This window comes from Chryseobacterium sp. MMO-72 (assembly GCF_037146035.1).
GTDB lineage: Bacteria > Bacteroidota > Bacteroidia > Flavobacteriales > Weeksellaceae > Chryseobacterium > Chryseobacterium indicum.
Genome location: NZ_JBBCWG010000001.1, coordinates 177,505 through 192,956 on the forward strand (window position 1 = coordinate 177,505; position 15,452 = coordinate 192,956).

General features: G+C 37.4%; 7 protein-coding genes. 6 read left to right on the forward strand and 1 reads right to left on the reverse strand.

All coding sequences use genetic code 11. The features are described from left to right. The first annotated feature begins 12 nt into the window (after positions 1-12). The 3 genes from rlmD (at position 13) to WFH39_RS00790 (ending at position 2,615) form a co-directional block, all read left to right on the forward strand. The gene (gene rlmD, locus WFH39_RS00780) at positions 13-1,425 is read left to right on the forward strand and encodes a 23S rRNA (uracil(1939)-C(5))-methyltransferase RlmD (RefSeq protein WP_336688430.1); all 1,413 of its coding nucleotides are present in this window, start codon (positions 13-15) and stop codon (positions 1,423-1,425) included. A gap of 76 nt (positions 1,426-1,501) precedes the next feature. Continuing rightward, entirely contained in the window at positions 1,502-1,984 is a 483-nt protein-coding gene (locus WFH39_RS00785) for a DUF6452 family protein (protein WP_336688431.1), read from the forward strand. Then, the gene (locus WFH39_RS00790; RefSeq protein ID WP_336688432.1) at positions 1,950-2,615 is read left to right on the forward strand and encodes a DUF6048 family protein; all 666 of its coding nucleotides are present in this window, start codon (positions 1,950-1,952) and stop codon (positions 2,613-2,615) included. The genes WFH39_RS00785 and WFH39_RS00790 overlap by 35 nt, the downstream gene beginning before the upstream one ends. A gap of 27 nt (positions 2,616-2,642) precedes the next feature. Here WFH39_RS00790 and WFH39_RS00795 read toward each other — a convergent pair whose 3' ends face one another. Next, positions 2,643-2,999 carry a hypothetical protein gene (locus WFH39_RS00795; protein WP_336688433.1) on the reverse strand — a complete coding sequence of 119 codons (357 nt, stop codon included), beginning with the start codon at positions 2,997-2,999 and terminating at the stop codon, positions 2,643-2,645. Between the two features lie 191 nt (positions 3,000-3,190). Here WFH39_RS00795 and WFH39_RS00800 point away from each other — a divergent pair, with 191 nt between their 5' ends. The 3 genes from WFH39_RS00800 to WFH39_RS00810 all read left to right on the forward strand — a co-directional run bounded on the left by WFH39_RS00800 (position 3,191) and on the right by WFH39_RS00810 (position 15,367). Further along, positions 3,191-5,200, forward strand: coding sequence for a zinc metalloprotease (locus tag WFH39_RS00800; RefSeq protein ID WP_336688434.1), 2,010 nt, complete (start codon positions 3,191-3,193; stop codon positions 5,198-5,200). A gap of 453 nt (positions 5,201-5,653) precedes the next feature. After that, positions 5,654-8,641 (forward strand): reprolysin-like metallopeptidase, encoded by a 2,988-nt coding sequence (locus WFH39_RS00805; RefSeq protein WP_336688435.1) that lies wholly within the window; start codon positions 5,654-5,656, stop codon positions 8,639-8,641. Positions 8,642-8,920: 279 nt separating this feature from the next. Continuing rightward, positions 8,921-15,367, forward strand: coding sequence for a GEVED domain-containing protein (locus WFH39_RS00810; protein WP_336688436.1), 6,447 nt, complete (start codon positions 8,921-8,923; stop codon positions 15,365-15,367). The last annotated feature ends 85 nt before the right edge of the window (positions 15,368-15,452 follow it).

Consider the following 15,452-nt stretch of genomic DNA (forward strand, 5'->3'; position numbering starts at 1 on the left):
AGAAAATAGATAATGAGCAGAAAGAATAAGAAAAATTTAATTCTTGAAAATATAAAACTCTTAAATGCAGGAGCTAAAGGAGTGGCAATAGGAAGAACGGAAGAAGGGAAAACCGTTATGGTTTCCGGCGCAATTCCGGGAGATGTGGTGAATGTAAGAGTGAAAAAAGCAAAATCCAAATACTATGAAGGTGAAGCTTTGGAAGTTCTGGAAAAATCGCCTTACAGAGTAGAACCGAAATGTGTGCACTTCGGAGTTTGCGGAGGCTGCAAATGGCAGAATATGAGCTATGAAAAGCAGCTCGCTTTCAAACAGGAAGAAGTATATAATAATATTAAACGAATCGGAGGGATTGAAAACTTTGAAACCGTTCCCATCTTAGGTTCGGAAGAACAGTATTTTTACCGAAATAAAATGGAGTTTTCTTTCTCCAATTCCCGTTGGCTAACCCAATATGAGATCAGTTCCGAAGAAAATTTCGGAAGCAGAGACGCTTTAGGATTTCATATTCCGGGGATGTGGAGTAAAATCCTTGATCTTAAAGAATGTTTTCTTCAGGAAGATCCTTCGAATGCGATCCGATTGGCAGTGAAACAGTATGCTGTAAATGAAGGTTTAGACTTCTTTGATGTCCGCAATCACGAAGGTTTTTTAAGAACTTTAATGATGAGACAGAACTCGAAAGGCGAATGGATGGTTCTTTTTCAGCTTTTCAGAGAAGAAAAAGAAAACAGAGAAAAACTATTCGGCTTTTTGCTTGAAAAATTCCCGCAGATCAAGACTTTGGTCTACGCAATCAATCCGAAAGCCAACGATTCTATTTATGATCTGGATATCAATGTGTATTTCGGGGAAGGCTATTTAATGGAAGAAATGGATGGTTTAAAGTTTAAAATCGGCCCGAAATCATTCTTTCAGACCAATTATAAACAGGCTTTGGAGTTATACAGAAAAACGCTTGAATTTGCAGATTTAAAAGGAGATGAAGTTGTGTATGACCTTTATACAGGTACAGGAACAATTGCTCAGTATGTTGCAAGAAATGCAAAGCAGGTCATCGGAATAGAATCTGTACAGGAAGCCATAGATGCAGCCATTGAACACGCAGAACTGAACGGTCTTACGAATACAACGTTCTATTGCGGAGATATGAAAGACATTTTCAATGACGACTTTCTGGCGAATCATCCGAAAGCAGATGTCCTGATCACAGATCCTCCAAGAGACGGAATGCACCAGAAAGTGGTTGAACAGATTTTAAAGCTTTCTCCGGAAAAAGTGGTTTATGTAAGCTGCAACTCTGCTACTCAGGCAAGAGATTTAGCCTTGATGAAGGAACAATATAATGTCGTGAAGATTTTGCCTGTGGATATGTTCCCGCAGACCCATCACGTAGAAAATATTGCGTTGCTGATTAAGAAATAATTTAATTACTTTTGAAGGAATCAAATCTTAAGATGAAATGCCGGATTTGTCCGGTAAAGTAAAACAAAATGTTCAGATGAAATATTTTAAATTTTTAATTGCCATTTCCTTTATCAGTCTGCTGTTTTCATGTGGAGGAGATAACGATATCTGCGAAAGCGGGGAAGGAACCCCACGAATGAGAGTTTCTTTCAAAACACAGGCAACCGATAAGGAAAGAACGCTGGATTCTCTTTATGTAGCGGTAGATTACGGTTCCGGAAAAGTGCAGTTGGGAGGACAGGCTAAAATTACGTCAAGAGTTATTCCTTTAAGAGTAGACAATTCTGCGTATACAGATATTTATTTCAGAATTACCAACAAAGGTGCGGAATCTAAAGTAAGAGTAAATTACACTACGAAATCTGCATATGTTTCTCCAGGATGCGGAATAAAGCTTACCTACGAAAATTTAAATTCTGTATTAGATCCAAACACAACGACTCCGGTAAAAGAAATTCAGGCCGGACAAAATTTTATAGAGAATGAAGACAAGACTAATCTTTTCCTTCTTTTTTAGTGTAATCAGTCTTTTGGGTTTTGCTCAGGAGAAAAAAGATAAGGAAGCTGCAAAGGAAAAATGGAAGTATGAGCCGAATTTCATGATCGGTTTTGATGTTCTGAATACGGGAGTTTCTTTCTTTTCAGACAGAAAGCTGTATCAGGGTTTTGTGTCTTCAAAACTGAAAGATAATCTTCATGCAGTAGCAGAAGCTGGTTTTGAGTCTAATATTTACCAGAAAAACGGTTATGACGGAAAAGCAAATGGCCCTTTCGTAAAAATCGGAGCCTTTTATATGCTGGCAAAAGATCTTGAAAATGAATTCAATGGTTTCTATGCCGGAGGAAAAGTAGCCGGTTCATTTTACAAACAGGAATATATGGCAGTTCCGGTTCGTGGTTACGGTGGAAGCAGCTCTGCAATATCTTTTCCTTCTTCTACACAGTCATCCTATTGGCTGGAAGGAACACTGGGAGGAAGAGTACAGCTTTTTGAAACTAATTTCTACATTGATGTCAATCTTCAGCCGAGATATCTGGTATATACCACAAAGCAGGATGAAATCCAGCCCATGATCGTGCCGGGATTCGGCAGAAGTTCTTCTAAATTCGGAATGGGATTCGCATGGAATCTTGCCTACAAGTTTTAGCGGGTTTTCGGCATTTTGACAATAGATTTAGATTTCCCTTTTAACAATATAAAGTCCCTCCAATTCTTTTGGGGGGATTTCTGCATCAAATCCTGCTGAATTGTAAGTGTTTCCATTTGCTGTAACAGTAATGGAAGAAGCCAAAGCTCCGTCTGAAAACCTTTTGGTTGTTGGAGATTCATAAGTGGATATTTTTGAGAGATCCAACAGACCTGTTTGTTTGGAAATACTTTCCCAATCCGCTGCAGTAATTTGTGATGTTGAAGTATTTCCGTTAAGATAGGTAGTTACCGCATCTTTTGTGAAAGTAATTAAACGGTTTGTTCCTCTTGTCTGTTCTCTTAATTCTACTTTTTCGATTTGGCTGTATTTTTTATTTATCACTGAATTATTTTTCTGTTCTTCTGTATTATGTTGTGAAGTGCATTTAATATTTATAATATAGCATATTAATAAAAATAGGGTATTTGTTTTCATTTTGATGTTTTTTATTAAAATAAATATTTTATTGGGTAATATTAAAAAAAAATGCCACAAATTAATATATTTGTGAATTAATTAAATATTCCTAATGTATGAATTGTAAAACTACTTTTAGAGTATCTCTTTTATTCTTTGTATTACTATGCTGTTCAATCTTTGCTCAAAAACATGCCGAGCAGGAAAAGATTGTATTTGGCAAAACATATACAATAGAAGAATTAAAAAAAATGAATGGATTCGTAAGATGTGCTTCTACAGAATATGAAGCAATGTTGCAGAATAAGAATCCAAAAAGAATGACAGAAGCGCAGTTTGAAGCTTGGCTGGCGCCATTAATTGAGAATTCAAAAGCTAATAAATCTCAGAATGGTGGAATTATTACAATACCTGTTGTAGTTCACGTAATTCATAGTGGAGAAGCTTTAGGTGTAGCTCCGAATATTACTGATAATCAGGTTAAATCCCAAATTACAGTAATGAATAATGATTATAGAAAGATGGCTGGAACTCCAGGATTCAATTCCAATGCAGTAGGTGCTGATACTATGATTCAGTTTGCACTTGCAAAAGTTGATCCTAATGGCAATCCTACCGATGGCATCGATCGAGTGAATCTTTGTCAGACAGCATGGTCAACTACCGCTATTGATGATTATGTTAAGCCATTAACAATATGGGATCCTACAAAATATATGAACATGTGGAGTGTGAATTTTGTAGATACAAGTTTACTGGGTTATGCACAATTTCCTGATTCAAGTCTTCCTGGATTGGATCCAATTGGCGGGTATGCAGATACTGATGGTGTTGTGGCAAATTATTCAACTTTTGGAAGCAGTGATTACGATGATGGAACATTTATGTTAAATGCTCCTTATGATAAAGGAAGAACTATGACGCATGAAGTAGGACACTTCTTAGGATTGAGACACATTTGGGGAGATGCAAACTGTGGAACAGATTATTGTGCGGATACTCCTACTCACAGAACATCTAATGGAGGTTGTCCTTCACACCCAAAATCAAACATATGCGGCACGGCAGATGAAATGTTTGAAAACTATATGGATTATACAAATGATACTTGTATGAATATCTTCACGATAAACCAAAAAGATAGAATTACAACTGTAATGAATAATTCTCCAAGAAGAATGGAATTAAAAACTTCTACTGCTGATGTGGCAATTCCTTTATTTGCTAATGATGCTCAGTTAAAGGGAGAAAGAAGTTGCAGTGAAACTTCTTGTGGGGCAGTTTCAAATGTGACAGTGCAATTTATGCTTTATAATAGAGGAACAAATGCGCTGACTTCTGCTGCAATCTCTTATTCAGTTAATGGTGCTGCTTCTCAAACTTACAACTGGACAGGAAATTTGGCTCAAGACAAATATACCATGATTAGTTTGCCAACTGGTGCTTCTCAAGGTAGTATTACTGCTAAGATTATATCTGTAAATGGAACTGCTGATCAAAGAGCAGGAAATAATTCTTCTACTGTTGTGATAGGAAACTCAATTCCGGTTGCCAGTACTAATTTTACTTTCCAGCTACAGCTTGATCCTTACGGAGCTGAAGTTTCTTGGGATTTAAAAAATAGCGCAGGTAGTACATTGTATAGTGGAAGTGGTTATCCAAGTACAAATACATCTTTGCCGGCTCTTATTACCCAAACTTGGAATCTTCCGGTAAACGACTGTTATACTTTTACTATTAATGATACTTATGGTGATGGTATTTACGTTGAAGGAGGATCTTATAGAATTTTAAACTCTACTGGTACGGTAGTTGTTTCTGGAAACGATTATCAATATTCACAAACGAGAACATTTAAAGTTATACCTAATTTAGTTTTGGCAACAAATGAGGTGAAAGGCAAGGATTCATTTGTAGTTTATCCAAACCCTGCTAATGATGTTCTAAATATTACAAAAGTTTCAGGTAAAGCTAAATATGAAATTTATAATGCAGTAGGGCAATTAGTGAAAGCAGGAAATATTGATAATAATCAGGTGAGAGTTTCTGAACTAGTTAAAGGAACTTATATTATCACTGTAAAAGAGGGTAGTATCTCTGAAAACATTAAGTTTATTAAAAAGTAAATAAACAATATACACTTATAAAAGCTCTGGAATTTTATTTCAGAGCTTTTTTATGATCTAATAGCTGTTTTCTCTTTTAATACATATTTATTTAGTGTAAATCTTAATCGAAACACAGATATGCTTCACACCGGAAATATTATTACGGTTTTATGGTAATAGACAAACAATATAATAATGAATAAGTTGTTGTTTTGTCATCAATTAAATATGGAATTTGTGATCATTACTAAAGGAAAAGCAGGAAACGATTGGCAATTAAGTTCATTAAAAAATAATAAAAATTTAATCAAATTATTGATGATAAAATAATCTCCGGAAAAATCTGGAGATTATTTATTTTTTATGAAGTTACAATAGTAAAAAATATTTTTTAAGTTAATATAGGTGCTAATATGATATTTATTGCATAAAATGGCTATATTTGGCAGGTAAATTTAATTTAAAAAAGCTATGAAGAAACTTTTTACTGCTTTATTACTCGGTTTAATAGGCGGTTCGGCTATGGCACAGTGGTCACCCACAACGCCAAAGAGAAGTTCCAAAATGGAATTATCTCTTGAACGGAATTATTATAAGTTGGATATTGATCAGATCAGAACCCAACTTAGAGGCGCACAGGAAATGGGTCCTAACGCTAAACCTGTAATTATTTCATTGCCTACGCTAAGCGGAAAAATTGAAAAATTTGCCGTATACAGTTTTCCTGTTATGGCGAAAGATCTTGCTGAACAGTATCAGCTTGGTTCTTATGCCGGAGTTGGAGTAGATGATCCTGCAAAATACCTTAGATTTTCAGTAGCTCCTAATGATTTCCAGTCTATGGTTATCAATAATGGGCAATATGAATTTATTGAACCTACAAAAACGGATAAAACTATTTATTCCATTCATCCAAAAACTAAAAAGAATGAAAATGGTTTTGTGTGTTCTACAGAAGAAGGTCCGGCTGCGCAACATCAAATAGATCAAATGCTAAAAGCGGGTCACTCATTTGCCAATCAGCCAACAGATTTCTCAAAAAATTCAGACAAAAAGTACAGAACGTTAAGGCTGGTAATGTCTACAACAGGAGAATACACGCAGTTCTTTGGAGGAGTTGCAGGAGCATTAGCTCAGATAAATGCGACGATAACAAGAGTAAATGCGGTATTTGAAAAAGACTTTGCCGTTCATTTAAATCTATTAAGTTATCCTGCATTAATTTATCCAGATCCTGCTACCGATCCTTATGATGCTGTTACAAGTGCCTCATCTCCACCTGCTACATGGAATACTTCTCTTAGAGATGTGTTGGCAAATAATGTAGGACAGGCTAATTACGATATCGGACATTTATTTGGTGCTTCCGGAGGTGGAGGTAACGCAGGATGTATCGGATGTGTTTGTCTAAGTCCTGTTGGTACAGGCTATGACTCTGTCGTAGGATATGGTAAAGGATCGGGTATTACTTCTCCTGCAACAGGAAGTACTTTACCGACTACAGCAAACCCGCCGTCAGGTGATAATTTCGATATTGATTATGTAGCTCACGAAATGGGCCACCAATTAGGAGCCAACCATACTTTTGCTCATACAATGCAGGGAAGTCCTGTGCAAATGGAACCGGGTTCAGGGTCTACGATTATGGGATACGCAGGTATTACAGGTACAACCACAGATGTTCAGCCGCACTCAGATCCTTATTTCTTTAAAGGAAGTATCGATCAGGTTCAGGCTAACTTAATTACAAAAACCTGTGATGTAGAAACTTCTACTAATAATTTTCCACCAGTGATTGATGATTTACCAACTTATAACATTCCTAAAGGTACTGCGTTTGTATTAACAGCTTCTGCAACAGATCCTGAAAATAATCCAATGACGTATACTTGGGAAGAAGTTGATAATACCAATGTAGTGATTAATAAAACAAATTTAGGAACAACTACTACGGGAGCTACATTTAGATCTGTAAGCCCAACATCTAATCCAACTCGTTACTTCCCTAAATTAGAATCGGTACTTAACGGATACTTGGATAATAGCAATAATACTTGGGAGGCTGTTTCTCAAGTTGCAAGAACAACAAATTTTGCGGTTACCGTAAGAGACAATAGCCCATTTGCAGATCAACAGCAAACAAGTACGAAAACACAACAGATAATTGTTGGAAATAACGGACCATTTAAAATAAATTCTCAATTTGCAAACAGTGCCGCTCCTTCACCAATTACTTGGGATGTTGTAAATACAAATGCGGCTCCTTACAATGTAGCAAATGTTAAAATTGATTATACAACAAACAATGGAGCTTCTTGGACGGTACTTTTAGCTTCAACTCCAAATGATGGTTCTGAAAACGTAAGTTTACCATCTTCTCTTAATGGGCAGACAATAAAAGTAAGAGTATCTGCAATCGGAAATGTATTTTATGCTGTAAAATCAGTTTCTGTAACAGCTTTTGCTCCTTGCAACGGTACTGCTCCGACTTCTATTGTAGCAAATAATATTACAGTAAGTTCAGCAGATATAAGCTGGGCTCCTATTTCGGGTGCTACTTATATTGTAAGATATAAAAAGGTTTCAGAAACAACGTGGACTACCATCAATACAAGTGCTTTAAGTGTTACTTTATCAAATTTACCAGACGGTACAGCTTATGAAGTTCAGATTGCAGCGGTGTGTTCAGGAACACCAAGTCCTTATTCTGCTTCTGTGAATTTTACTACCCTTACAATGGGGACTTATTGTGCGGTAGCTACTAACAATGCTACAGATGATCATATTGCAGGGGTTTCTTTAGGAACGATGACCAATACTTCAGGACCAAGTACGTATACAAGTTATGTGTCAAATCCAGCTCTTCAGGTAAATCTTATTAAAGGCAATACTTACACTTTATCTGTAACAAAAGGTTGGACAAGTTCTGCGGTTCCGGAAATGATTACAGCATGGATTGATTTCAACAGAAATGGTACATTCGAAGATTCTGAAAGAATTATGCAAAGTGCAAATACAGTAACAGCTAATCCTGTAACTTCATCATTCACAGTTCCTGCTTCTGCAGTATCTGGTTTAGGATTAAGAATGAGAATCGGATTATTGTATTATGGTACTTCCGGATATGTTCACAATTATTCTTGTGGAACTATTAATACGTATGGGGAATATGAAGATTATAATGTTGTTGTTTCTGAGGTTCAGTTAGCAACCAGTGATGTAGCAAACCCTAAAAATGATATTCAGATTTATCCAAATCCGGTATCAGATATTTTAAATGTTACAAAAGTGTCAGATAAAGCTTCTTATAAAATTTACGGAGCAACAGGGCAGTTGGTAAAACAAGGAAATATTACTGCCGGACAAATTAATGTTTCAGAATTAATTAAAGGCGGATATGTAATTACGATTGAAGAAAAAGGAAAAGATTCTTTCACTTCTAAATTCATCAAAAAATAATTTAAGCCTTATCTAAATAATAAAATCCTCAGATTTTCTGGGGATTTTTTTTGCTTATTACTGTATGCCCAATTTGTATTCCGGATATTTTGTTTTTAATAATATCCAATGAATTAAAATAAGATCAGATTTTCAATTTCGTATATATTGTTTGTTTGGTTAGTTATTCCCAATGCTTTGAATTGAATTGTTGAAAAGTCTGTATAAAAAAAATGGAAATATTTTTAATTTAATAATTAAATTTGTTTAGATTTGTGTAATTAATATATTGAGAAAGTTATGAAGAAAAATTTTACTTCTTTCTTTTTCCTCTTTTTGTTTGCGATTACCAGTGCACAATGGAGTCCCACGACATTTCGAGGGGAAAAGACGAGAGCTAGTTCTGAGATTAAGAACTACTACTCTTTGGACATTTCTCTACTAAAGTCTCAATTGGCGAAAGCTCAGGAAACGGGAAAAAATGCAAAACCCGTCACGATCTCTTTGCCAACTTTAGATGGGAAAATTGAAAAATTTGCCGTTTACAGCTTCCCTGTGGTAGTGAAAGAACTGGCAGGCCAGTATCAGTTAGGCTCTTATGTAGGAGTCGGGGTAGATGATCCCGGCAAATACCTGAGATTCAGTTTAGCACCGGATGATTTTCAGTCGATGATCGTCAAGGATGGTAAATATGAATTCATAGAACCTGCTGATAAAAACAAAACAGTTTATGGTGTGCATCCAAAAACTGATAAAAGCAATGAAGGTTTTCTTTGTTCTATGAACGAGGATAAGCTGTCTAAGCAAGAGATAGCAAATCTTTATTCAGCAGGGAAGTCATTTGCTAATCAGACAACAAACTTTGCCAAGTCATCCGACAAAAAGTACAGAACCATGAGGTTGGCAATGTCTGTAACAGGTGAATATACTCAGTACTTCGGAGGTACAGTTGCTAATGCTTTAACAGCAATCAATGCTACATTAACAAGAGTAAATGGTGTATTTGAAAAAGATTTTGCATTACACCTTAATTTACAAAATTATCCGAACATAATTTATACTAATGCTTCTACCGATCCATATTCGCCTGCAGCGCAGATGAATAACTGGAATTTGGAACTTCAGCAGACTCTTACAGCCAATGTTGGTAATGCCAACTACGACATCGGACACTTATTCGGAGCTTCCGGAGGGGGTGGTAATGCGGGGTGTATCGGGTGTGTCTGTATAGATCCTACAAGTTCCACTTCTCAACAGAAAGGATCCGGATATACTTCTCCGGCGGATGGTATTCCTCAGGGTGATAATTTTGATATAGATTATGTTGCTCATGAGATGGGACACCAGCTGGGAGCAAACCACACCTTTTCTCACGGTCTGGAAAGTGCAGGTGTAAATGTTGAGCCGGGTTCTGGTTCAACAATTATGGGTTATGCCGGGATTACTGGAGCAAATACGGATGTTCAGGCTCATTCTGATCCTTATTTCCATGCCGTAAGTATTACACAGGTACAAAATAATCTTACCAGTAAAACCTGTGATGTTGAAACCCCGGTTACAAACAATCCTCCTGTAATTGCGCCATTATCAACATTTAATATTCCTAAAGGTACGGCATTCGTTTTAACGGCTTCTGCAACAGATCCAGAAAACGATCCTATGACGTATTGCTGGGAAGAAGTTGATAATGCAAGTGTTACTATTAATAAGAATAACTTAGGAACTACTGCAAGCGGAGCCTCGTTTAGATCATTTAACCCTACAACAAGCCCAACAAGATATTTTCCTAAATTATCTTCTGTATTGGCGGGAGTATTAAATAACTCTAACAATGGATGGGAATCTGTTTCTACCGTTGCAAGAACAACAAACTTCAGAGTTACGGTAAGAGATAATAATCCGGTGCCAACTCAGCAGCAGACTCAGTTTGCCAATCAGCAGATCATTGTTGGAAACGATGGGCCGTTCAAAGTAACTACAACCACAGCATATAATAACGGTGCAACGAACGTAACATGGGATGTGGTAAATACTACCGCTGCTCCTTATAGTGTAGCGAATGTAAAAATTGATTATACTACAGACAACGGAGTAACATGGACGGTAGCTGCAGCTTCCACACCAAATGACGGAAGTGAGTCTCTTAACCTAACGGGTCTTACTCTTGGAGGAACAGTTAAGATCAGAGTGAGCTCTATCGGAAATGTTTTCTATGCAATCGGAAGTTCAACGGTAGCTTCTTTGCTAAACTGTACCGGAGCTGCTCCTACAGGTATTGTAGTTTCTGCTATTACACAGACTACTGCTACAGTAACATGGACAGCAACTGCTAACTCTACTTATATTGTTAGATATCGTCCGGTAGGAAGTACAACATGGATTACTGTGAATGCGGCATCAAACTCTGTAAACCTTACAGGTCTTAGTGACAGCATCCAGTACGAAGTACAGGTTTCTACAGTTTGTAGCGGTGTTCAGGGACCTTTTTCTGCTTCTACGAACTTTACAACTTTAGGACTTACTTATTGTACAATGACATCAAGTAACCCTACAGAAGAATATATTTCTAATGTTACGGTAACTCCTGTAGGAGCTTCTGTAATGAGTAATAACTCTGCAGGTGCTACTTACACAGATTACTCTACTACAGCAAGTGCTTTGGTAAATTTAGTAATCGGTTCTACTGGTAATACAGTTTCAGTTAGCAAGGCTTGGACAGGTACAGTATATAGTGAAGCTGTAGGAGTATGGATCGACTTCAACAGAAACGGAGTTTTTGAAGCTACAGAACAGGTAATGAACTCTGCAGCAAGTACAACTACTCCTGTATCTGCCACTTTCAATGTTCCGACAACTGCTTATAACGGACCTGCAACTACTAAGATGAGAGTTGCATTACAATTCAGCTCTTCTCCGGTAATGTGTACAAGTTATACATATGGTGAGGTTGAAGATTACGCAGTAAAATTAATTCAGCCAATTGCTTGTACAAGTAATGCTCCGTTAAACTTATCGGTTACAAATATTACAGCAACTTCTGCATATGTAACATGGGATCCTGCAACGGGGGCAACTTATGTTTTACAATACAGACAGGTAGGTTCTCCGACTTGGATTACAGTTCCTTTAACAACGAATGCTTATACACTGAGCAACCTTCTTGAACAGACTCAATATGAGGTTCAGGTAGCTTATGTTTGTTCGGGAACTACGGGAACATTTACTGCTCCTTTGCAATTCACAACTCCGGCGGTTACATATTGTAATATTACTTCTACGAATAATACCAATGGATATATTTCTAACGTAACGGTAGCTCCAGTGAGTTCTTACGTAATGAGTAACAATTCAGGAGCGAATTCATATACGAATTATTCTCCAGATCCAACCAAATTGATAACATTGGTTCGTAATACTGCCAATAACTCAATTTCTGTTTCTAAATCTTGGTTAACAACTACTCAGTCTTCACTAGCAGTTGGAGCTTGGATTGATTTCAACAGAAACGGTATCTTTGAAGCTGCAGAAAGAGTAATTAATACTACTGCAAGTACAACCACTCCTATTACAGCTACATTTACAGTTCCTACAACTTCTTACAATGGTCCGTTAACACTTAGAATGAGAGTTATTTTCTCTACTTCTACAATTACAGATCCTTGTGCAACGGTTGCAAATGGAGAAATCGAAGATTATGCGGTTAAGATTATTGATCTTGCGGCTTGTACAACGGCTCCTCCAACACCGATAGTGGTTTCAAACGTTACAGCTTCTACAGCTTTGGTTTCTTGGATCAATACAACGGGAGCAACTTATACATTAAGATACAGAACAGGTACTGGTGCTTGGACGGTAATTGCTGCTCCGGTAACCAACCCTTACACTATTATAAACTTAAATGCTTCCACTACTTACGAAGTACAGGTTGCAACTATTTGTGGTGGTGTTACAGGGGCTTGGTCTGCTTCTACTTATTTTACTACCCCTGCAATTTCATATTGTAATTCAGGGACTGCGACAGTAACTGACGGATACATTAATAATATTACTGTTACAGGTACGAATACACCGATGATGTCTAACAACTCCGGAGCTAGTACTTACACAGATTATTCTAATGATCCTACTAAGATCATTACTTTGGCTCGTAACTCTACAGGTAACGTACTTTCTGTAGGAAGAACGATCTTATCAAGCACATATTCTACTTATGCTTGGATTGATTTTAACGGAGATGGAATTTTTAATAACAATCCTACTACAGTTGCCGGTGGAGAAAGAATAATGAACTTAGGTTATTCTTCAACAACACCTGTTACTGCTAATTTCGCTGTTCCTGCCGGAGCTTACTCGGGTACGAATAAAGTAAAAATGCGTGTGATTGTTTACTTCTTAACTCCTACCGATGCTTGTTCACCTCTTACAAGTAATGGCGAGGTAGAAGACTATCAGGTTCAGTTTGTAGATATCCAGCCATGTACTACGGCTGCACCTACAGGTATTACAATATCAAATATTGCAGCTACTACAGCTACAGTATCTTGGATCTCTTCTACTGGGGCAACTTATTTGGTAAGATGGAGAACTACCAACCCTGTAGGAACTTGGAATACATCACCTGTAGTTACAGGAAACCTTTATAATATTACAGGGCTTACTGAACAAACTGCTTATGAAGTACAGGTAGCTACAATTTGTGGTGGAGTTCAGGGACCTTGGTCTAACTCTGTACTTTTCACAACTACTCCGATTACTTATTGTAATATGACGGGTACAGGAACGACTGACTTTATTTCAAATGTGACAATAACTTCAGTGAATCCGGGTATTCCTCCAATGAGCAATACTTCTGTACAGACAAACTACATCAGCTATACCACTCCGGCAACATTGGTAAATCTGGAAATAGGTTCTACAAATAACCAGATTTCAGTAGCTAAAGGCGGGGCACAAAATGATGCAGTTTCAGCTTGGATCGATTTTAACAGAAACGGAGTATTTGAAACTACAGAGCAGATTATGGCGTCTGCAGCAAGTACTACAACTCCTGTTACAGCATTATTCAGCGTTCCTTCAACAGCATATAACGGGCCTTTGACAACTACAATGAGAGTTGTTCTTAAACGTACAAGTGCACCAGTTATGTGCCAGAATGCAGTGAATGGTGAAGTCGAAGATTATGCGGTGAAATTGAGACCTTGTTCTACAACAGCACCTACTAATTTAGCATTTAACACAATTACTCATACTTCTGCGAATGTTACATGGACTGTGCCTGCAGGTGGTCTTACATTTATTGTAAGATACAGAGTGGCAGGAACAAGTACATGGACTCAGGTTGTAGTATCAACTTTAACAGGTAACCCACCATTGGCTTTAACCGGTTTAACACCTGCTACGACTTATGAAGTACAGATAGCAGGAAGTTGTGGAACAACTCCGGGTACATTTACACCTACACAGACATTCACTACAAGATGTGATCCTACACCTCCGAATGTTACAATAGGAACTGTAACTACCAACTCAGCCGTAGTAACATGGGCTCCTGTTGTACCAAGTGCTACTTATGTAATCAGATACAGAATTGTAGGTACAGCAACATGGGCTACAATCAACGTTACTGCAGCACCGTTAAATACATATACACTTACAGGTTTAAGCCCGTATACGACTTATGAAGTGCAGGTGGCGAATATCTGTAATGGAGAAACTACTGTAAATCCATGGTCTAATCCTAAAGTGTTTACTACAGAAAGAACGTGTCAGTTACCTCCTCCGGGACTTACCATTACAGCAATTACTCCAACAACGGCACAGGTAACATGGGATCCTTTCCCGGGTGCTACTTATATCCTGAGATACAGAAAAGTAGGTATTCCGAGCTGGACAATGGTACCATCGAATACCAATACGATTACTCTTACAGGGTTATTAGAGTTAACACAGTATGAAATGCAGGTAGCAAACGTTTGTAGCGGAACTCCGGGTACATATACACTGCCTTATTTCTTCACGACACCAACAATTGTTTACTGTCAGATGGCATCTACCGGAACAACAACTTCAGAGTACATCTCTAAAGTAACGGTAACGCCAAATGGTAAGCCTCAGATGACGAATACTTCCGTAGGATCTAATTATACAGATTATACAGGAGTTCCGGCTAAATTTATTGAACTGATTCAGGGGTCTTCCGACAATAAAATCATAATTGATAAAAAGCTGTCAGGAAACAATAAAGCAGGAGTTGCAGTATGGATCGATTTCAACAGAAACGGATACTTCGATATCAACGAAAGAATCCTTGCTGACGGACCAAACAGTAATCCTACTGCGAGCACTACATTTACGGTACCTGCAGATGCATTCATCAGTCTGGTAGACTACAAATATGTAGTAATGAGAGTGGCAATGGGCAGAGATGTTATTCCTGTAAATTGTACCAACTTCCCGAATGGAGAAGTAGAAGATTACACGGTAAGAATTTCTAAACTTCCTGTTGCTAATTCAATTAATCAAACAGATGTCATGATTTATCCGAATCCGGTGAGTTCTGTACTGTATGTGAAAAATATCAGCAAAAAAGCGAATTATAAGATCTACAGTTCAGCAGGACAATTGGTATCAAGCGGTATTATCCTGAATAATAAGATTGATGTACACAATTTAATAAATGGACTTTATGTGATAGATATTTTGGATGGAAATACTATTTCTGTTCAGAAGAAATTTGTCAAAGAATAATACATTTAATCATTAATCAACTTAAGCAGGCTCTCAGAAATGAGAGCCTGTTTTTTTTATGTGAGAAACAGAAAGCACCAAAAAA